This window comes from Amycolatopsis thailandensis (genome assembly GCF_042723255.1).
Classification (GTDB): Bacteria; Actinomycetota; Actinomycetes; order Mycobacteriales; family Pseudonocardiaceae; genus Amycolatopsis; species Amycolatopsis thailandensis.
In genome coordinates, this window is the sequence record NZ_JBHXJK010000024.1 from 22,135 (window position 1) to 40,539 (window position 18,405).

Genomic DNA, 18,405 nt, shown 5'->3' on the forward strand with positions numbered 1-18,405 from the left:
CGATGGTCGACTGGTCCCTGGCCGCCTCGACGGGCGCGCTCCTGGTGCGCGGCGGTCCGGTCGTCGACCGCGAAGAGGCCGACGAAGCCGTCGCCGAGCTACGCGACCTGACCATCGAGGCGGAAGGCCACGTCCGCGAGCTGACCGGACTAGGCCTCGACCTGCCGCTGCTGCCCGCCGAAGTCGTCGACAGGCCCGGCTGGGTCCGCTCGGCCGCCTCGGGGCTCGACGCGCTCACCGGGCGCGCGCTGCCGGAGGCGCAGGGCGGGCCGCTGGCACCCGTGCTGGCCGGTGGCGCCGGCGTCCAGACCGGTCTGGTGCTCGCGTTCCTGGCTTCCCGCGTCCTCGGCCAGTACGACCCGTTCGGCGGGCCGGAACGCCAGGGGCAGCTCGTGCTCGTCGCGCCGAACGTGGTCGCCGCCCAGCGGGCGATGGACGTGCCGGGGCACGACTTCCGGCTCTGGGTCTGCCTGCACGAATGCACCCACCGATTGCAGTTCACCGCGGTCACCTGGCTGCGCGACTACTTCGCCGACGAGGTCGAGCGCCTGATCGGCGGGCTCGCCGGCCGGGACGCGGACGGGCTGAGCGATCTGGTCGGCCGCCTGCCGGACACCATCAAGCAGATCGGCAAGGGCAAGACGGGCGGCGCCGGTCTCGCCGAACTCCTCCAGTCGCCGAGCGAGCGCGCCGTGTTCGACCGACTGCTCGCCCTCTCCACCCTGCTGGAGGGGCACGCCGACTTCGTGATGGACGCCGTCGGGCCACGGGTCGTGCCGAGTGTCGAGCTGATCCGTTCGCGGTTCACCGCGCGGCGCAAGGGCGGCGGCCTGATCGACCGCGTGCTGCGCAGCCTGCTCGGCGTGGACGCGAAGATGCGCCAGTACGAGCAGGGCGCGAAGTTCACGAAACACGTCGTCGAGGCTGTCGGCATGGACGGTTTCAACGCCGTCTGGACGTCGCCGAACACGCTGCCGACCCGCGCCGAGATCACCGATCCGGCGGCCTGGGTGCGGCGCCTGCACGGGTGAGCGGACCGGATCCGGCGATCGCGGCCGTACGCACGGCCGTGCGGGACTTCCTCACGTCGGCCGGTGCTTTCGAAGAGGTGTGCGTCGCCGTCTCCGGCGGCGCGGATTCGCTCGCGCTGGCCGAGGCGGCCGCGTTCACCGGGACCCGCGCCGGGCTGAAGGTGCGGGCGCTCGTCGTCGACCACGGTCTCCAGGACGGTTCCGCCGAGACCGCCGCCCTGGCCGCGAACACGGCGCGGGAACTGGGCGTCCACAGCGCCGAAGTCCTGAAGGTGCGGGTCGAGGGCGCGGGCGGACCGGAAGCGGCGGCCCGCCGGGCCCGCTACGGCGCCTTGCGTTCGGCACTCGACAGCGGGCCCGGCGGGCACGGCCTCGTCCTGCTCGGTCACACCCTCGACGACCAGGCCGAAACCGTCCTGCTCGGCCTCGGCCGGGGTTCGGGACCGCGTTCGCTGGCCGGCATGCGGCCGCACGATCCGCCGTGGGGACGGCCGTTGCTCGGCGTCACGCGCGCCACCACCCGGAAGGCCTGCCGGGCGCTCGGCGTCGACCCGTGGCAGGACCCGCACAACGAGGACCCGCGGTTCACCCGTGTCCGGTTGAGAACGGAAGTACTGCCCCTTCTGGAGGATGTGCTGGCAGGCGGTGTCGCGGCTTCGCTCGCCCGCACGGCGGCGCAACTGCGCGAGGACACCGAGGCGTTGGACACACTCGCGGGCGAGGTCTACCTGCGCGCCTTCACCGAGGAAGGGCTCGACGTCGCGGTGCTCGCCACCGAGCCGCCCGCGCTGCGGCGACGTGTCCTCCGCAGGTGGCTGCTGGACTCCGGGGTCCGTGAACTCACCGACGCCCATCTGCGTTCGATCGACGCGCTGGTGGGCAATTGGCGGGGTCAGGGGGGCGTTTGGCTACCCGGCGACTTGGTGGCCGCACGGGCGCATGGCAGGCTCTCCGTCGAAGCACCCCAGTCCACCACCTAGAGGGGATCGTCCTGTGTACGAAGGCGAGATCGCCTCCGTGCTCGTCACCGAGCAGCAGATCAACGAAAAGATCGCCGAGCTGGCCGCGCAGGTCGCCGCGGACTATCCGGCCGACGGACCCGGCGCCGGGCAGGGAGATCTCCTGCTCGTCGGCGTGCTCAAGGGCGCGGTGATGTTCATGACCGACTTCGCCAGGGCGCTCCCTCTTCCTTCCCAGCTCGAGTTCATGGCGGTCTCCTCCTACGGCTCGGCGACGTCGTCGTCCGGCGTGGTGCGGATCCTCAAGGACCTCGACCGCGACATCGCCGGCCGCGACGTGCTCATCGTCGAGGACATCGTCGACTCCGGGCTCACGCTGTCCTGGCTGCTGAAGAACCTCGCGAGCCGCAACCCGGCCTCGCTCGAGGTCGTCTCTCTTCTGCGCAAGCCGGAGGCGGTCAAGGTCGATGTACCGGTCAAGTACATCGGGTTCGACATCCCCAACGAATTCGTAGTCGGATACGGCCTGGACTACGCGGAGCGTTACCGGGACCTGCCCTACATCGGCACCCTGGACCCGCACGTCTACACGTCCTGAGAACCGCTTGCCCGCTCGTGCGGAAATACGGAACCCTGAGCGTGGTGAACGCGTCATAGGCTGCGATCAGGTGCGTTAACCTATGCGAAGACCTTTGCCACGAATCCGTCGTGGCCTGGCCCGGGGGAAACGGAGAGAGCTCAGATGGGGAACAGCAGCTTGGCGGACGCGAACGCGTTCAAGAACGCCGCGGCCCAGGGCCAGGTCGGGATCGACCCGGACGCGGCCCAGACCGCACTGAACAAGATCCGCACCGGCAAGGACGCCGTCGAGGCCCTGCTTCACGGTGCCGGTGACCTCGGTCAGGCGCCGAAGCTGGGCAACAACCCGGTGGGCAACGCCATCGCCGCGAAGGTCGCGAACCGCGCCGACGGTGGCGGTGACTCGTACACCGCCGCCCTCCAGAACCTTTACCAGCAGTACGAGGCGGCCGAGTCCGGCATCGTCACCGCGATGGCCCGTTACCACGAGATCGACCAGGCCGCGGCCGAGCCGTTCCGGAACGTCTGAGGGGGAGTCAGAAAGCCATGCCACCGAAGCACAGCGCCGACTCTTACGGCGAGAGCAACACCAGCGGCACCCCGGTCCAGCTCGGCGACAACTCGCAGGCCGCGGGGATCGTCTCCAGCGCTCGCGGGCGCTCGGACGGATTCGACATCGGCGCGGACCGCGCCATCACGAACCCGCCGAACTGGGAGAGCGCCCCGAGCAGCCAGGACCTGTGGAACCAGGCCAACATCGGCAACGACCCGAGCACCGCGACGTCGATCGGCCAGTCGTGGACCTCGCACGGCACCAAGCTGAGCCAGGCGTCGAACGACCTCTACAACGCGATCTCCGAACTGGGCTCCGCCTGGATCGGCCAGGGCGCGGCGAGCGCCCAGGGTTCGCTGGTGGCCATCGCGAACTCGGGTTCGCAGGCCTCCGAGGCCGCGAACACGATGGCGGACAGGCTGCAGAAGCAGGCCGACGCGGCCACCAAGGTCAAGCTGATGCCGAAGCCGACCAACTACACCCCTGAAGGCGCGATGGGCGCGGCCCTCGCGGCGGGCCCGGTCGGCATGATCACCGACCAGAAGCCCCTCGCCGACCAGGACAAGGAAGTGCGGGCGGAGCAGGCCAGGTTCCTCGAGGCCTACACCAAGGAAATGAGTGAGGTCGACAGCTCGACGCCGAGCTTCGGCCCCGATTCCCTCGGCATGAAGCCGACGGCCACGCACACCAACGTCGGCTTCAGCGGTGTCGGCAACGTCGGTGGCGGCGGCCTCAACCCGGGCGCCGTCTCCGGCACCCCGGGCTTCGCCGGAACGCACGGCTACGGCGGCCCGCAGGGCAATGGCGCGGCTCCGGTCGTCCACGCCGGTCCGGATTCGGGCGTGTTCTCGCAGGCCGGCTACAACCCCGCCACCGGGAACCTCCCGGCTTCGGGTGTCGCGCCGGGCGCCGGTGTCGCGTCCGGTGCCGGTGCCCCGATCGCCCCGCATGCCCCGGCGGCGAGCGGCGGCAGCGGGCTCGGCCAGGCGCTCACCGCGGCCGGTCTCGGCGGCGGCCTCGGCTACGCCGGTGCCAAGGCGCTCGGACAGGGCAACAAGTCCGGTGCCAAGGACTCCGACAGCACCGGCGCCGCGGCGACGGACAACGCCGCGCCCGCGCAGAGCGCCGCGTCCCAGGCCGTGCCGCAGCAGGGCATCGTGTCCTCCAGCGGCACCATCGGTGGCGGCCCGACCCCGCCGATGCAGGGCATGGGCGGCGGCATGGGCATGGGCGCCCACGGTGCGCAGGCCGAGCAGGAAGAGGAGCACACGCACGCGTCGTTCCTCATCGAGCCGGACCCGGACGACGCCTTCGGTGCCAACGAGGCGACCCCGCCGCCGGTCATCGGTGCCTGGACCGAAGACGACGAGCGATTGCGCGGTTTTCCCGGGGCGCGGGGCCGTTCACCAGCCGCGCGCCCGCTGACTTGTGCGAGCCTGTCGGCGGAGCTGAAGTCGGACGCCGAAAAGGCGACAACGCGTGAACCCGCCCCGGCCGAAGGCCCCGCTATCGCGGTGGCAGGACGCCCTGCCCGCGGTCGTGAGGCAGATGACCAGGCGGCGTCCTGCCGACGCCGATCGCGGACGCGGGTTCACCAATAGACACTAGGGGCGGAAGATGGCGAACGGTGAACTGCTCACCGCGGTCGAGCTGGACTTCCTGTGGGAGAGCGCGAACGCCGGCGAGCTGCCGTACCCGCTGCGGCTCCGTTCGCACGGGGCGACCATGGACGAGCGCGGCGCGCTGCGGACGCGGACGCTCCAGTCGCTGAACCAGCGCCGTCTCGCCGACGAGCGCGGGCGTCCCGAACCCCACATCGAGGACTATTTCGGCGTTCTCGCGCTGCCGGATCTGAGCCTGGACTGCGTCCAGCTCAACAACCCCAACACCGAACCGCTGCTCGCGGTCGCGTCGCTGCTCGGCGGTCAAGGCCTCCTGACGGTGCAGGACCAGCGCGGTTTCCACTTCCACCCGATCGCCCCGGACGGCCTCGCGAGCGCGATCGTCTCCCTCCTGCCGCCGGGTTCGCGCGGCACGGAGAAGTCGATCACCCTCCCGCTGGACGGTCTCGTCGGCGCTTCGGGCGCGGACTTCCTGCAGCGCCGCCAGCCGCAGGTCGACGGCTCGGCGACGTCCGACGAGGACCGCAAAGCCCTTTCGCGGCTCCAGGCGCAGCCGCGGCTTCGCGGTGGGCAGTTCGGCGCCAACGCGCGCAGCAAGCACGGCACGCGGAGCCGGTCTTCGGTGCTGAGCTGGTTCGACACGCAGTCCGGCCGGTACTTCACCCAGGCCACCCGCGGCTCCGACGGCCGCGACTGGATCACCATCGCGCCCGCGGATCCGGCGACTTTGCGGCACCGGCTCACGGAGATGCTGGGGAAGATCGCGGCTGAATCTTCTGTCGCGCGCTGACGGAAACTCGCCGAAGGGGCGCAGAGCCGCTACCAACTCGGGTTGAGAGCGAGGGCGCCCCTTCAACGAATTTCCGTGGGCCTTCGGCCCAAAAGAGGGCGCGCGACGGTGAAGTCTCCGCCGGGCGCGGGGCGCCCTTGGGGAGACCCGTCTCGGTCGCCTTGCCGTCCCGCGAGTGTCACTTCCCGCATCCGGACGACGACTGTCGTACCCCTTCGCTATCGTGAACCCTCTGGGCGTCCCGAGGTCCAGAAGCCAAGGTGCCGGGAGGGCACGAACCAATGCACCAGGAACACTTCACGCCGCTGGCGTTCGACTTCCTCTGGGAGTCCGCCGAGCTCGGTGACCTGCCGTATCCGCTGCGCGTGCGTTCGCACGGCGCGACAGAGCTCGAACGCCGGGCGCTGCGCCAGCGCGTCGACGGCGAACTCCAGGCCCGCGGCCTCCGCGACGGCCGGGGACGGCTCGAACGGCGCATCGAGGACTGGCTGTATCTCCTCGCCCGCGGCTCACTGACCATCGACGCGCTGCACATCCCCGAATTCCAGGCCCCGACGATCGCCGTGCTCGGCGCCACCGACGGCCGCGACGGGGTGATCGCCATCCAGGACCAGTCCGGGATCTGGCTGCGCGAAGCGCCCGCCGACGGGCTCCCGACAGCGGTCGTCGACCTGCTGCCCCCAGGGCAGCGCGGTTCGGAGGCCTCCATCACGCTGCCGATCGACGACGCCCGCCGCACCGAGCCGATCCGCGGCGCCGTCAACCCGACGAAGCAGGCCGAGGAGCCCGAAGCGGCGAAGACCCGCCGCAAGGAGAAGTCCCGCGTCTCGCTCAGTGAACGCATCACCGCGGATCCGCGCGAGGCGTTCGGCAAGCTCACCGGCCAGCCGCGGCTGCGCGGCGGTCAGCTCGCCGCGAACAGCCGGTCCCACGTGGGCGCCAAGCAGCGCTCCCGGGTCCTCGGCTGGTTCGACACCTCCAGCGGCCGCTACCTCAGCACGTCACAGGCCGGTCCGGACGGTCGCGAGTGGGTCACCGTCTCACCCGCCGACGTCAAGACACTCCGCATGCGCCTGGGCGAAATGGCCGCCGGTGTGGCGGTCGACACACGCTAGGGTCGCGCTCCGGGAACCCTCGCGCGGCGTCCGCCGTTGACGTCCGAGAGGCTCACCACCCTCGTCCGTCCAGGCGGGCGGTATCCTGAGGGGCGGGTGTCGGAGCACCATGGGTCGTCAAGATCGTGATGGCGGGTATCACAGGAAGCCGCCCAACCAGGAAGGGTCGAGGCCACCAGGGCCGAGTCGTATGAACCGGAAGAGCGTGCTCAGGAACCCAGTGCTCTGGATTCTCGCGGCGGTACTGGCGTTTCTCGCATACAACACGATCTTCGACAGTGATCGTGGCTACACCCAGGTGCCGATCTCGGTCGCGAACCAGCAGATCACCGCGAACAACGTCAAGGAAGCCTCGCAAGAGGACAAGGAGCAGCAGGTCAAGCTGCTGCTGAACAAGAAGATCGAGGTCGACGGCCAGCAGGTCGACCAGATCATCGCGCAGTACCCGGCGAACGTCGCGGGCACCATCTACGGCCAGCTCATCGGCCTCAAGAGCGGTGACAACCCGGTCAAGTTCACCACCAAGGTCACCCAGCAGAACGTCCTCACCCAGATCCTGATCTTCGCCATTCCGCTGGCGCTGGTGCTGGGCCTGCTGATGTGGATGATGAACAACGCCCAGGGCGGCGGGAACCGCGTCCTCAACTTCGGCAAGTCGAAGGCCAAGCAGCTCAACAAGGACATGCCCAAGACGACCTTCGGGGACGTCGCGGGCGCCGACGAGGCCGTCGAAGAGCTGTACGAGATCAAGGACTTCCTGCAGAACCCGGCGCGCTATCAGGCGCTCGGCGCGAAGATCCCCAAGGGCGTCCTGCTCTACGGGCCGCCCGGTACCGGTAAGACGCTGCTCGCGCGAGCCGTCGCCGGTGAGGCGGGCGTGCCGTTCTACACGATCTCCGGTTCCGACTTCGTCGAGATGTTCGTCGGTGTGGGTGCCTCGCGAGTCCGCGACCTGTTCGAGCAGGCCAAGCAGAACGCGCCCTGCATCATCTTCGTCGACGAGATCGACGCGGTCGGCCGCCAGCGCGGCGCCGGCCTCGGCGGCGGCCACGACGAACGCGAGCAGACGCTGAACCAGCTCCTCGTCGAGATGGACGGCTTCGACGCGCGCGGCGGCATCATCCTGATCGCCGCGACCAACCGTCCCGACATCCTCGACCCGGCGCTCCTGCGTCCCGGCCGGTTCGACCGCCAGATCCCGGTGTCCGCACCGGACATGCGCGGCCGCAAGGCGATCCTCGAGGTGCACGCCAAGGGCAAGCCGATCGCGCAGGGCACCGACCTGAGCAGCCTCGCCAAGCGGACCGTCGGCATGTCCGGCGCCGACCTGGCGAACGTGCTCAACGAGGCCGCGCTGCTCACCGCCCGCCAGAACGGGCACGTCATCACCGACGCCGCCCTGGAGGAGTCCGTCGACCGCGTCGTCGGCGGCCCCGCCCGCAAGAGCCGGATCATCTCCGAGAAGGAGAAGAAGATCACGGCCTACCACGAGGGCGGGCACGCGCTGGCCGCGTGGGCGATGCCGGACATCGAGCCGGTCTACAAGCTGACGATCCTGCCGCGCGGGCGCACCGGCGGTCACGCCCTGCTCGTCCCGGAGGACGACAAGGAGTTGATGACCCGTTCGGAGATGATCGGCCGCCTGGTCTTCGCGATGGGTGGCCGCACGGCGGAGGAGCTCGTCTTCCACGAGCCCACCACCGGTGCCTCCTCCGACATCGAGCAGGCGACCAAGATCGCCCGCGCGATGGTCACCGAATACGGCATGAGCGCCCGGCTCGGCGCGGTCAAGTACGGCCAGGAGCAGGGCGACCCGTTCCTCGGCCGCTCGGCGGGCCGCCAGGCGGACTACTCGCTGGAAGTCGCGCACGAGATCGACGAGGAGGTGCGCAAGCTCATCGAGACCGCGCACACCGAGGCGTGGCACGTGCTGAGCACCTACCGTGACGTGCTGGACGAGCTGGTCATCGAGCTCCTCGAGAAGGAGACGCTGACCCGCAAGGACCTCGAGCGGATCTTCGCGACCGTCGAAAAGCGCCCGCACATCACCATCTTCAACGAGTTCGGCGACCGCAAGCCGTCCGACAAGCCGCCGATCAAGACCCCCGGCGAGCTGGCGATGGAGCGCGGCGAGCCGTGGCCGCCGCCGGAGGAGAAGAAGGAGCAGCCGGTCCTCCAGCCGGCGCCGACCCCGGTCGGTACCGCGCAGGGCGGCGGCGACCTTCCCGGTGGCCCGCCGTACGGTGCCCCGGTCCCGCCGCCGGACCCGAACGCGAACCCGTACGCTCCGCCGCAGCCGGGCGCCTACCCCAACGGGGGCCGCCCGAACGGTGGGCCGAACGGCACCGGCCACTGGCCCCAGGCATATGGTGGGCAGCAGCCGGGCGGTCCGGCAGGTGGTTACCAGGGCGGTCCCGTCGGCGGCCCGCCGAACTACGGGGCTCCTCCCGGATGGACCCCGGCGACCCAGCCGGGCGGCCAGCCGAACCAGCCCTGGCGTCCCGCCGAAGACCGCCCGCGTGAAGGCTGGTTCCCTGACCAGCCCGGTGGTCAGCAGGACGAAGGACAGCAACGGCGTGACGACGGACAGGACGACACCAAGCGGTAACGGCCAAGGCCCGGTCTTCGACCAGGATCGGGCCGAGAAAGCCGTACGCGAACTCCTGCTCGCCTGTGGTGAGGACCCGGACCGGGACGGTCTCTTGGAGACCCCGGCCCGGGTCGCTCGCGCTTACCGGGAAATGTTCGCCGGTCTCTACACCGAGCCGGACCACGTCCTGGACCGCACGTTCGACGAGGCGCACGAAGAACTCGTCCTCGTGACGGACATCCCGATGTTTTCAACCTGTGAACACCATCTGCTCTCATTCCACGGCGTCGCTCACATCGGCTACATCCCGAACGGCCACGGCAAGGTCACCGGCCTGTCCAAACTGGCCCGCCTCGTCGACCTCTACGCCAAGCGCCCGCAGGTCCAGGAGCGCCTGACCTCACAGGTGGCCGACGCGCTCATGCGCAAACTCGCGCCCCGCGGCGCGATCGTCGTGGTCGAGGCCGAGCACCTCTGCATGGCCATGCGCGGCATCCGCAAGCCCGGTGCCCGGACGACGACGTCGGCCGTGCGCGGGCTGCTGCAGTCTTCGGCGTCCTCGCGGGCGGAGGCGCTGGACCTGATCAAGGGCCGCCGATGACCGCCCTGCCCCGGCCCGGCCGGTGCGCGGTGATGGGCATTCTCAACGTCACGCCCGATTCCTTTTCCGACGGCGGCCGGTACCTCGGCGTCGAGCAGGCGCTGGAGCACGCGCACGAGATGTGGGCGCGCGGGGCGGACCTGATCGACGTCGGCGGGGAGTCGACGCGGCCGGGAGCGTCCCGGGTGGACGCCGAGACGGAGATTTCCCGGATCATGCCGGTGATCCGCTCACTCGCCGCCGACGGCGTGGCGATGTCGGTGGACACCACGCGGGCCGAGGTCGCGCTCGCCGCCGTCGAGGCGGGCGCGACCGTCATCAACGACGTCTCCGGTGGGCTGGCCGATCCGAACATGGCGAAGGTCGCCGCCGAGACCGGTGTCCCGTATGTTCTGATGCACTGGCGCGGGCACAGCAAGGACATGAACGCGCTGGCGTCCTATGAGGACGTCGTCGCCGATGTGCGCGCCGAATTGCTGTCCCGAGTGGACGAAGCCGTCGCCGCCGGTGTCGACGCCGGCGCGATCGTGCTCGACCCGGGGCTCGGGTTCGCGAAGAACGCCGAGCACGACTGGGCGCTGCTGAACGGCCTGGATTCCTTCCTGTCACTGGGTTTCCCGGTTCTCGTCGGCGCCTCGCGCAAACGGTTCCTGGGACGCCTCCTGTCCGGAAAGGACGGAAAACCCGCCCCGCCGGACGGTCGTGAGAACGCGACCGCGGCCGTGTCCGCGCTCGCCGCCGCGGCAGGCGCGTGGGGGGTGCGGGTGCACGAAGTCGGCGCGAGTATCGACGCCGTGACCGTCGCGGCGGCTTGGCGGAAGGGGAGTCCCGTTGTCTGACCGGATCACGTTGACCGGCTTGAGGGTCTTCGGCAGGCACGGGGTCTTCGACCACGAGAAGCGCGACGGGCAGGAGTTCGTCGTCGACATCGTGGTGTGGCTGGACCTCGGTCCGGCCGCCGCGTCCGACGACCTGACCAAGACGCTGCACTATGGCGAACTGGCGGAGCTCGCCGCCGGGATCGTGGCGGGCGAGCCGTACGACCTCATCGAGAGTGTCGCCGGGAAGATCGCCGACGAGGTGCTGCGCGACGAGCGGCTGACCGCCGTCGAGGTGACGGTGCACAAGCCGTCCGCGCCGATCCCGCTGAACTTCGACGACGTCGCCGTGAGTGTGCGGCGGGAGCGATGAGCCGCGCGCTGCTTTCGCTCGGGTCGAACCTGGGGGACCGGCTCGCGTTCCTTCAGTCGGCCGTCGACGCCGTGCGCCCGGCGGTCGTCGCGGTGTCGTCGGTCTACGAGACGAAGGCGTGGGGTGTCGAGGACCAGCCGGACTTCCTCAACGCCGTCGTCCTGGTCGACGACCCGGCGCGCGATCACTGGGACTGGCTGCGCACCGGGCAGGCCGCCGAGGAGGCCGCCGAACGCGTGCGCGAGGTCCGATGGGGGCCGCGCACGCTGGATGTCGACATAGTGACCGTGGCCGGGGTCTGCTCCGACGACCCCCAGTTGCTGCTTCCCCATCCCGGCACGCCGGAGCGCGCGAGCGTGCTGATCCCCTGGCTGGAGATCGAGCCCGCCGCGGTGCTCCCCGGCCACGGTCGGATCGCCGACCTCCTCGCCGCCCGCCCCGCCTCGGACCGCGATTCCGTCCGGCTGACCTCCCTCGCCCTCGCCTGACCTCTCGCATTTCGTCCTCTGGATGCGGTAGTTCGCACCACCAACTACCGCATCCAGAGGACGAAACGCCGGCGGGGCGGGGCGATAGCAAAGGTCCCTTGCTACTCCAGCGCGGAGCGCAGGGCGGCGATGATCCACTCCGCCTGCGGCATCTGCGTGGGGAACGACGGCCAGCCGTTCATCTTCCCCAGCAGCATCCAGTACCGCTCGGCCCGCGGGTCGTAGCTGATCACCATCCCGTCGGTCAGCCGTTTCCGCCAGGCCGGGTCGGCAGGGTCCCGGCCGTTTCGCGAAGACTGCGTGAAGATCGTCTCCGCCAGTTCCCGGCCTTCAGGCGAGTCCGGCGCGAGGCCGGCTTCGAGCGCTTCGGACGCCTTCGCGCTCCACGCCATCCACAGCTCTTGCTGCTTCGAGCCGAAGTCCGCCCCGTCCTGCTTCCTCAGCTGCGAGTGCCACTCGCTCATCCGGCGGATCGACGCGCGGAACTCGTCGTCCTGCACGAGCTCGGCGAACTCGATCCACGCCTCCAGTTGCTCGGGCGTCGGGTCGTCGGGCAGTTCCGGTTTCGCCGAGATCATCCGCTCGTAGAACTGCGGATCCAGTTCGAGCCCCTCGACCATGTCCGCCCAGAACTCGTCGAGCAAGCGTTTGCGGTCTTCGTCCGACATCGACGCGAGTTTGTTCATCAGTTCGACCTCCTCCAGTGGCGAGTCCCGTTTGGCCACCGCTCGCAGGACCGCGCGGCGCAGTTCCAGCCGCCGGATCTGCTCGTCCAGGGCGGCGACGTGCTGGACCGCGAGGTCCCCGATGGTCGCTTCCCTGGTCAGCGCCCGTTCCACGTCCGCTAGCCCCAGTCCGAGCTCCCGCAGCGTCCGGACCAGCTCCAGGCGCGCCATCGCGGTGGCGTCGTAGAGGCGGTAGCCGGAATCGGTGCGGTCTGTCGGCGGCAGGAGCCCTTCGTCGGAGTAGAAGCGGATGGTCTTCACCGGCAGGCCGGTTCGTTTGGCCAGCTCCCCGATGGTGAAGACCGCTGCGGTGCCCATGTGCTTCATCGTCGACTCTCCAGTTGGTGGAGAGTCAAGCCTGCCAGGTAGCGTTGGACCATGCACTTCACCCGGCCACGCGAGCTGGCGGTGGCCGGCCTCCTGGGCTTGGTCCTGGCCTATCTCGTCTTCCAGGTCGCCTACGGATCCATTCCCGCGCTCCCGCTCTTCGCCGGGATCACGTTGCTCGTCCTCGCGCTCTGCGAGGTCGTGCTCGCCTTCATCATCCGTTCGCGGATCAAGGAGGGCCGGGTGCTGTCCGCGATCTCGGTCGCCCGATCGGTGGCCCTCGCGAAGGCCTCTTCTCTCGCCGGATCCGCCATGACGGGCGTCTGGCTGGCGGCTTTCGCGTATCTTTTTCCGCGACGTGACGAACTCCTCGCGGCCGCCGGTGATCTCCGCTCGGCGACGGTGGGGATCGTCAGCTCGGTGGCACTGGTAGCTGCGGCTTTGTGGCTCGAACACTGCTGCCGGACCCCCGAAGGCAGCGATCGGGACCGCGATCCCGAGCCGACCGGTTAACGCTCGAGAGCCACCGCTCGAAGTACCGACTAGGTCTCGTTCGGATTACTAGAAGGTACGGTGTTGGGCATGACCGGGGTGGGTGACGACTCGCGCGGCCGCCTTGCGGGTAGGCCGTGGCTTGTCGTCGGCTTGGTTCTCGCCGTCGGCGCGACTCTCGCATTGGTGCTTTCCGACGACCTCCGCTACTTGCGGCTGGGGATCGTCGCGGCGCTGTGGGCCGCCTTGATCGGTGCGTTCCTGGCCGTCCGCTACCGGAAACACGTTTCCCACAGCGAGGACGCCGTCGCCGAGGCGCAGGCCGTCTACGAGCTGGAACTGGAACGCGAGATCGCCGCCCGCCGCGAGTTCGAGCTGGAGATGGAAGCGGAGAACCGGCAGGCCGCCGAGACCCGCTCCCACGACGAGCTCGAAGCGCTCAGAGCCGAGGTGAGCGCCTTGCGTGAAAGCCTCCAGTCGCTCTTCGGCGGCGAGGTCCTTCTCGAACGCGTCGCGCTCACCGCGCAGGCCACCCGGATGCGGTCCCTCGACAACAAGCAGCTGATGAGCGCGGGGGCCGAGAACGGCAACGGCAAGCCCCAGCTGATGGCGGCCAAGAGCAGCACCACGATCGACGTCGACGAGCGTGAACGCGAGCGAGAACGCCCGACCGAGATGATCGACCGCGTCCTCGAACCCGCGGCCGCCCGAGCCGGGACCCCGCCCGCCGCCCGCCGCAAACCGGCGAACGGCCAGGTCAACGGTGCAGGCGGGTACGGCCAGAGCAGTCAGGTCCAGCGGCCGAAGCCTGCCGACGAATCGACGCGCCGCAGCATGCGCAAGGCGGACGCCCGCGCTTCGAAGGCCGCCGAGGCTCTCGCCGCCGAAGCCGCCCGTCGCGAGCGGCTCGAAATGTCCAACCCCGGGATGTCGCCCGCCGAGATCTCCCGGCCGATGCCGAGGGTCGACGAACGGCGCAAGACCCCGCCGCCGGTGACCCCGGCCGAGGTGTCCCGCCCGTCGATGCCGGGCATCTCGCGCGCCGAGGTCTCGCAGCCGTCGATGCCCACCGTCGCCCGGCAGCCCCAACGCCCCGAAGCGCAGCGCCCGGAAACACAGCGTCCCGAAGCCCAGCGCCCTGAGCCGCCGCGTCCGGAGCCCCAGCGCGCCGAACCGCCTCGCCGCCCGCAGCAGGCTTCGTTGCAGCAGCGCCTCGACGCGGGCACCGTACAGCGTCCGCCCGCCCCGCGGCCGGACGAGCCGACCCGCACGCAGACGCCGCCGGTGAAGCCCGCCGCGCAGGCGAAGCCGGTCAAGAAGGTCGAGCCGGACCGTCCGCGGCCGAACCGCGAGCTCGGCCTGACCCGGCCGGGCATGAAGCCGGTCGAGCGATCCCGCCCGGCCGGTGGCACGCCGGCGCCCGCGAACAAGCCCGCCGCCGCGGCGGAGCCGATGGAGGCCACCGGCGAGTGGAAGCCGTCGTGGACGCAGGAGCGGCCTGTCTCCGACCTGAGCGCCGCGTTCCCCAGGAAGGACGACTTCCAGGACCGGCTGCGCCCCAAGCCGCAGCAGTCGGCCTCCTTGCCGAGGCCGGAACCGCGTCCCGAGCCGCGCCCTGAACCACGTCGTGACCCGGAGCCGCCGACCCCGCCGTCGATCCCGGTCGTGGCCGAGCCCGTCCGCCGTCCCGAGCCCGCGCGGCCGCCGGAGCCCGAACCGGTGCGCCGTCCGGCCGCCGAGGCGCCGTCGCGGCACGGCTCGCCCGCGGCGGAGCCGCCCGCGGTCAACCCGACGCTGCCCGAAGAGATCCGCGTGACACAGAACGGCGGCGGCGGACGTCGTCGCCGGGCGTCGGAGGACTCCTCGGTCTCGCTCACCCCGGCCCCGAGCGTCCCGGAGCCCACCGGGGGCGGCCGTCGCCGCCGCCCGGACGGCGAACCCCCGGCTTGGCAGAACGGCGCCGAGTCGGGCGGCCGCCACGGCGGCAAGCGGTCGAAGCCGGACGAAGACGAGGCGCCGTCCCGCAACGGGTCCTCGCACAGCCATCAGGAGACACCCGCGGCGGGCTCGCACGCGTCCGGCCGGTCGGTGATGGACCTGCTCGCCGCCAACGGCGCGAACGAGTCCACCCCGCGGCGCAGGCGGCGTGCCGAAGACTGACCCCGTACCGACGGTAGGGTGACCCGCTGTGAGCGAGCCTTCCTCCCCGGCACCCGGTCCCGACCGGGCCCGCCGGTCCCGGTCGATCACCGTGCTGCTGCCGGTGCTCGGGCTGATCGCCGTCGCGCTCTGCGGACTGTTCGTCTTCGGCACGGTCACCGAGAAGGTCGGCCTGCCCGCCGTGACGATCGGTGTGCTCGCGGCGCTCGTCCCGGTCGCCGTGGTGGTCACCGCGTTCCTGTGGGTCGACCGTTGGGAACCGGAACCGCCGAAGCTCCTGCTGCTGTCCTTCGTCTGGGGTGCGTGCGTCGCGACGATCATCGCGCTGCTGCTCAACAGCGGCGCCGAAGCCGTCGGTGACCTGCTGCTCGGCAGCGGCGGAGGCGGCAAGATCAGCGGCCTGATCTCCGCGCCGCTGGTCGAGGAGGCCGCGAAGGCAGCCTTCATCCTCCTGCTGTGGTGGCGCCGCCCGAGCGAGTTCGACGGCGTCGTGGACGGCATCGTCTACGCCGGGTTCACCGCCGCGGGCTTCGCCTTCACCGAGAACATCTATTACTTCGGCCGCGCCTTCGCCGAGCACGGTTTCGGCGACGGCACGAGCGCGGGCGTGCTCGCGGCGTTCTTCCTCCGCGGCGTGCTTTCGCCGTTCACGCATCCGCTGTTCGCCGTGATGACCGGGATCGGGCTCGGTGTCGCCGCGAGCACCAAGGTCCGCTCGTTGCGGATCCTGGCGCCGATCGGCGGCTACGTCGTCGCGGTGCTGCTGCACGCGCTGTGGAACGGCGCCGCGCTGCTCGGCGGCGCCAAGACCTTCCTGAACGTGTACTTCCTGATCATGGTGCCGCTGTTCATCGGGGTCTTCTCGGTGGTGGTCATGCAGCGGCGCCGCGAGCAGCGGATCGTCGCGGCGGCGTTGCCGATGATGGTCGACGCGCGCTGGATCGCCCCCTCCGAGGTCGCGCTGCTGGCCAGCCTGTCCGGACGGCGGTCGTGGCGGAAACAGGCGAGGAAACAGTCGGGCCGGGAAGCGGCGAAGGCTGTCGGCCGCTACCAGGCCAGCGTGACCGAGCTCGCGTTCCTGCGGCGCGGCCGGAAGCTCACCGACGAGGCGAAACAGCGGCAGCGTGAGCTGCTTCAAGTGCTCAAGACGTCGCGTGCGGAGGCCGTGCGGCTCGCCGACGGCGCGCCGCGCGGGTGACCACTGTCAGGTGAAGCTGGTCACGAGGGCCGTTTCAGACGCGTGCCGGAGGGTTACCCTCGCGCCGTCGTCTGGTACCCGCGATTGCCGAGCGGGACTGGAACGAGTTGAGGAGTTTTCGACCATGAGCGTCCACTGGCGCACGCCATGATGAGGCCCGCTCGACTGGCCGTCGGCGTCATCTCCGCCGGCCGGGTCGGCAGTGTCGTCGGCGCCGCGCTCACCAGGGCCGGGCACACGGTCGTCGCCGCATCGGGCCTTTCCAGCGCTTCGGTACGCCGGGCGGAGCAACTACTCCCCGACGTCCCCCTCCTGCCGCCCGACGAGGTCGCCCGTCGTGCCGATCTCGTCCTGCTGGCCCTGCCCGACGACGCGCTCGCCGGGATGGTGCGCGGTTTCGTCGCCACCGGTTCGCTGCGCCCGGGACAGATCGTCGTGCACACCTCCGGGGCGCACGGCATCGACGTCCTCGCGCCCGCCGCCGAGGCCGGGGCGCTGCCGCTGGCCCTGCACCCCGTGATGACCTTCACCGGCCGCGCCGAAGACCTCGACAGGCTGGCCGCGTGCAGCGTCGGCGTCACGGCGACAGAGGGTGACGAAGCGGCGTGGAACGTCGGTGAAGCGCTGACCGTGGAGATGGGCGCGGAGCCCGTCCGGGTCCCTGACGAAGCGCGAGCGCTCTATCACGCGGCGTTGGCGCACGGCGCGAACCACCTGATGACACTGGTCGCCGACTGCGCGGAACTGTTGCGGGAGGCGGGAATCGCCCAGCCCGAACGCGTGGTGGCTCCGTTGTTGTCGGCGGCGTTGGATAATGTTCTGCGACACGGGGACCGGGCGCTCACCGGGCCGGTGGCCCGTGGTGATCTCGGCACCGTGCGCAAGCACCTCACGGTGCTGGCCGAACGTGGCCCCGACATCGTCCCGAGCTATCGCGCGCTGGCCAAGCGCACGCTGGCGCGCGGCGACGCCGCCGGGCTCTTGGACGCCTCGGCCGCCGCCGAGCTCACGGAACTCCTCAGTGATCCCGCCGATCCCGCAGATCCCGCCGAAGGGCAGCAAAAGCAGTGACCACACCGAAATTCGCCCGAGGCACGCTGCACACCTTCCAGCCGCCGGAGCAGGTCAGCCAGGTGACGCGCGCCCTGCACGGGGTCGGCCGCAAGGTCGCGCTGGTGCCCACGATGGGCGCCCTGCACGCGGGACACCGCGAGCTGATCCGCCGGGCGAAGCGGCTGCCGAACACCGTCGTCGCGACATCGATCTTCGTGAATCCCCTGCAGTTCGGGGAAGGCGAGGACTTCGAGGCGTACCCGCGTCCGCTGGACAAGGACCTCGAAGTGCTGAAGGAGGACGGCGTCGAACTGGGCTTCCTGCCCAAGGCGTCGGACCTGTATCCCGAGGGTGCCACCGTGACGGTGCACCCGGGCGAGCTCGGCGACGAGCTGGAGGGAGCGGTGCGGCCGGGGCATTTCGCCGGCGTGCTCACCGTGGTGGCGAAACTGTTCAACATCGTGCGGCCGGACTACGCCTTCTTCGGGGAGAAGGACTACCAGCAGCTGGTGCTGATCAAGAAGATGGTGCGTGACCTGAACTTCGAAACCCGCGTCATCGGGGTGCCGACGGTCAGGGAACGCGACGGGCTGGCGTTGTCCTCGCGCAACGTCTACCTGACCCCTGAGCAGCGCGAGGACGCGATCGTGTTGTCGGCGGCACTCACCGCGGGTGCCTTCGTCGGGCGCGACGGAGCGGAAGCCGTGCTGGCGACCGCCAGGCAGACCCTCGCCGCGCGGCCCGCGGTCGAGATCGACTATCTGGAATTGAGGGGAACCGACCTCGGGCCCGCGCCCGTCGACGGTGAAGCGCGGTTGCTGATCGCGGCCCGGGTGGGGAGTACCCGGCTGATCGACAACGTCGGCGTGGTGCTCGGCGCCGCCGCGGACCATCCGGAACACGCGCTGGACGCAGGGGAATAGGGAGAGTC

The 18,405-nt window shown here is 70.6% G+C and carries 17 protein-coding genes and 1 pseudogene; 17 read left to right on the forward strand and 1 reads right to left on the reverse strand.

The genetic code is table 11. The features are described 5' to 3' along the window. The first annotated feature begins 2 nt into the window (after nucleotides 1-2). The 12 genes and pseudogenes from ACFWMR_RS12225 to folK all read left to right on the forward strand — a co-directional run bounded on the left by ACFWMR_RS12225 (nucleotide 3) and on the right by folK (nucleotide 11,519). The gene (locus ACFWMR_RS12225) at nucleotides 3-1,031 is read left to right on the forward strand and encodes a zinc-dependent metalloprotease (RefSeq protein ID WP_378279806.1); all 1,029 of its coding nucleotides are present in this window, start codon (nucleotides 3-5) and stop codon (nucleotides 1,029-1,031) included. Next, nucleotides 1,028-2,011: a tRNA lysidine(34) synthetase TilS gene (tilS, locus tag ACFWMR_RS12230; RefSeq protein WP_378378401.1), complete on the forward strand. Its 984-nt coding sequence runs from the start codon at nucleotides 1,028-1,030 to the stop codon at nucleotides 2,009-2,011. The genes ACFWMR_RS12225 and tilS overlap by 4 nt, the downstream gene beginning before the upstream one ends. A 13-nt stretch (nucleotides 2,012-2,024) precedes the next feature. Then, entirely contained in the window at nucleotides 2,025-2,588 is a 564-nt protein-coding gene (hpt, locus tag ACFWMR_RS12235; RefSeq protein ID WP_378378402.1) for a hypoxanthine phosphoribosyltransferase, read from the forward strand. Between the two features lie 144 nt (nucleotides 2,589-2,732). Continuing rightward, on the forward strand, nucleotides 2,733-3,098 hold the full coding sequence (locus tag ACFWMR_RS12240; protein WP_005160136.1) for a hypothetical protein: 366 nt from the start codon (nucleotides 2,733-2,735) through the stop codon (nucleotides 3,096-3,098). A 17-nt stretch (nucleotides 3,099-3,115) separates the two neighbouring features. Further along, a pseudogene (locus ACFWMR_RS12245) lies at nucleotides 3,116-4,495 on the forward strand (WXG100 family type VII secretion target); the annotation flags it as partial. Between the two features lie 244 nt (nucleotides 4,496-4,739). Next, on the forward strand, nucleotides 4,740-5,534 hold the full coding sequence (locus tag ACFWMR_RS12250) for an ESX secretion-associated protein EspG (RefSeq protein WP_378378403.1): 795 nt from the start codon (nucleotides 4,740-4,742) through the stop codon (nucleotides 5,532-5,534). Nucleotides 5,535-5,815: 281 nt separating this feature from the next. Next, nucleotides 5,816-6,649: an ESX secretion-associated protein EspG gene (locus ACFWMR_RS12255; RefSeq protein ID WP_093933320.1), complete on the forward strand. Its 834-nt coding sequence runs from the start codon at nucleotides 5,816-5,818 to the stop codon at nucleotides 6,647-6,649. Between the two features lie 190 nt (nucleotides 6,650-6,839). Next, the gene (gene ftsH / locus ACFWMR_RS12260; protein WP_093933319.1) at nucleotides 6,840-9,257 is read left to right on the forward strand and encodes an ATP-dependent zinc metalloprotease FtsH; all 2,418 of its coding nucleotides are present in this window, start codon (nucleotides 6,840-6,842) and stop codon (nucleotides 9,255-9,257) included. After that, nucleotides 9,226-9,840, forward strand: coding sequence for a GTP cyclohydrolase I FolE (gene folE, locus ACFWMR_RS12265; protein WP_378378404.1), 615 nt, complete (start codon nucleotides 9,226-9,228; stop codon nucleotides 9,838-9,840). Before ftsH ends, folE begins: the two co-directional genes overlap by 32 nt. Beyond that, nucleotides 9,837-10,679, forward strand: a complete 843-nt coding sequence (gene folP / locus ACFWMR_RS12270) for a dihydropteroate synthase (protein WP_378276641.1) — start codon at nucleotides 9,837-9,839, stop codon at nucleotides 10,677-10,679. Before folE ends, folP begins: the two co-directional genes overlap by 4 nt. Further along, nucleotides 10,672-11,031 (forward strand): dihydroneopterin aldolase, encoded by a 360-nt coding sequence (gene folB / locus ACFWMR_RS12275; RefSeq protein ID WP_093933318.1) that lies wholly within the window; start codon nucleotides 10,672-10,674, stop codon nucleotides 11,029-11,031. Before folP ends, folB begins: the two co-directional genes overlap by 8 nt. Then, nucleotides 11,028-11,519, forward strand: a complete 492-nt coding sequence (folK, locus tag ACFWMR_RS12280) for a 2-amino-4-hydroxy-6-hydroxymethyldihydropteridine diphosphokinase (protein ID WP_378378405.1) — start codon at nucleotides 11,028-11,030, stop codon at nucleotides 11,517-11,519. Before folB ends, folK begins: the two co-directional genes overlap by 4 nt. A 101-nt stretch (nucleotides 11,520-11,620) precedes the next feature. Here the strand turns inward: folK and ACFWMR_RS12285 are convergent, their stop codons facing one another. Then, nucleotides 11,621-12,562 (reverse strand): MerR family transcriptional regulator, encoded by a 942-nt coding sequence (locus ACFWMR_RS12285; protein ID WP_378378406.1) that lies wholly within the window; start codon nucleotides 12,560-12,562, stop codon nucleotides 11,621-11,623. Between the two features lie 60 nt (nucleotides 12,563-12,622). On the opposite strand from ACFWMR_RS12285, the gene ACFWMR_RS12290 reads away from it, so the two are divergent. The 5 genes from ACFWMR_RS12290 (at nucleotide 12,623) to panC (ending at nucleotide 18,397) form a co-directional block, all read left to right on the forward strand. Continuing rightward, nucleotides 12,623-13,084: a DUF3180 domain-containing protein gene (locus ACFWMR_RS12290; protein WP_005168043.1), complete on the forward strand. Its 462-nt coding sequence runs from the start codon at nucleotides 12,623-12,625 to the stop codon at nucleotides 13,082-13,084. 69 nt (nucleotides 13,085-13,153) lie between these two features. Further along, a complete protein-coding gene (locus tag ACFWMR_RS12295; RefSeq protein ID WP_378378407.1) occupies nucleotides 13,154-15,223 on the forward strand; it encodes a DUF6779 domain-containing protein in 2,070 nt (689 codons plus the stop codon). A 28-nt stretch (nucleotides 15,224-15,251) separates the two neighbouring features. Continuing rightward, complete coding sequence (locus tag ACFWMR_RS12300; RefSeq protein ID WP_378378408.1) at nucleotides 15,252-16,421, forward strand: PrsW family intramembrane metalloprotease; 1,170 nt, start codon at nucleotides 15,252-15,254, stop codon at nucleotides 16,419-16,421. Nucleotides 16,422-16,556: 135 nt separating this feature from the next. After that, nucleotides 16,557-17,492: a Rossmann-like and DUF2520 domain-containing protein gene (locus ACFWMR_RS12305; protein WP_378378439.1), complete on the forward strand. Its 936-nt coding sequence runs from the start codon at nucleotides 16,557-16,559 to the stop codon at nucleotides 17,490-17,492. After that, the gene (gene panC, locus ACFWMR_RS12310; protein WP_093938589.1) at nucleotides 17,489-18,397 is read left to right on the forward strand and encodes a pantoate--beta-alanine ligase; all 909 of its coding nucleotides are present in this window, start codon (nucleotides 17,489-17,491) and stop codon (nucleotides 18,395-18,397) included. The genes ACFWMR_RS12305 and panC overlap by 4 nt, the downstream gene beginning before the upstream one ends. The last annotated feature ends 8 nt before the right edge of the window (nucleotides 18,398-18,405 follow it).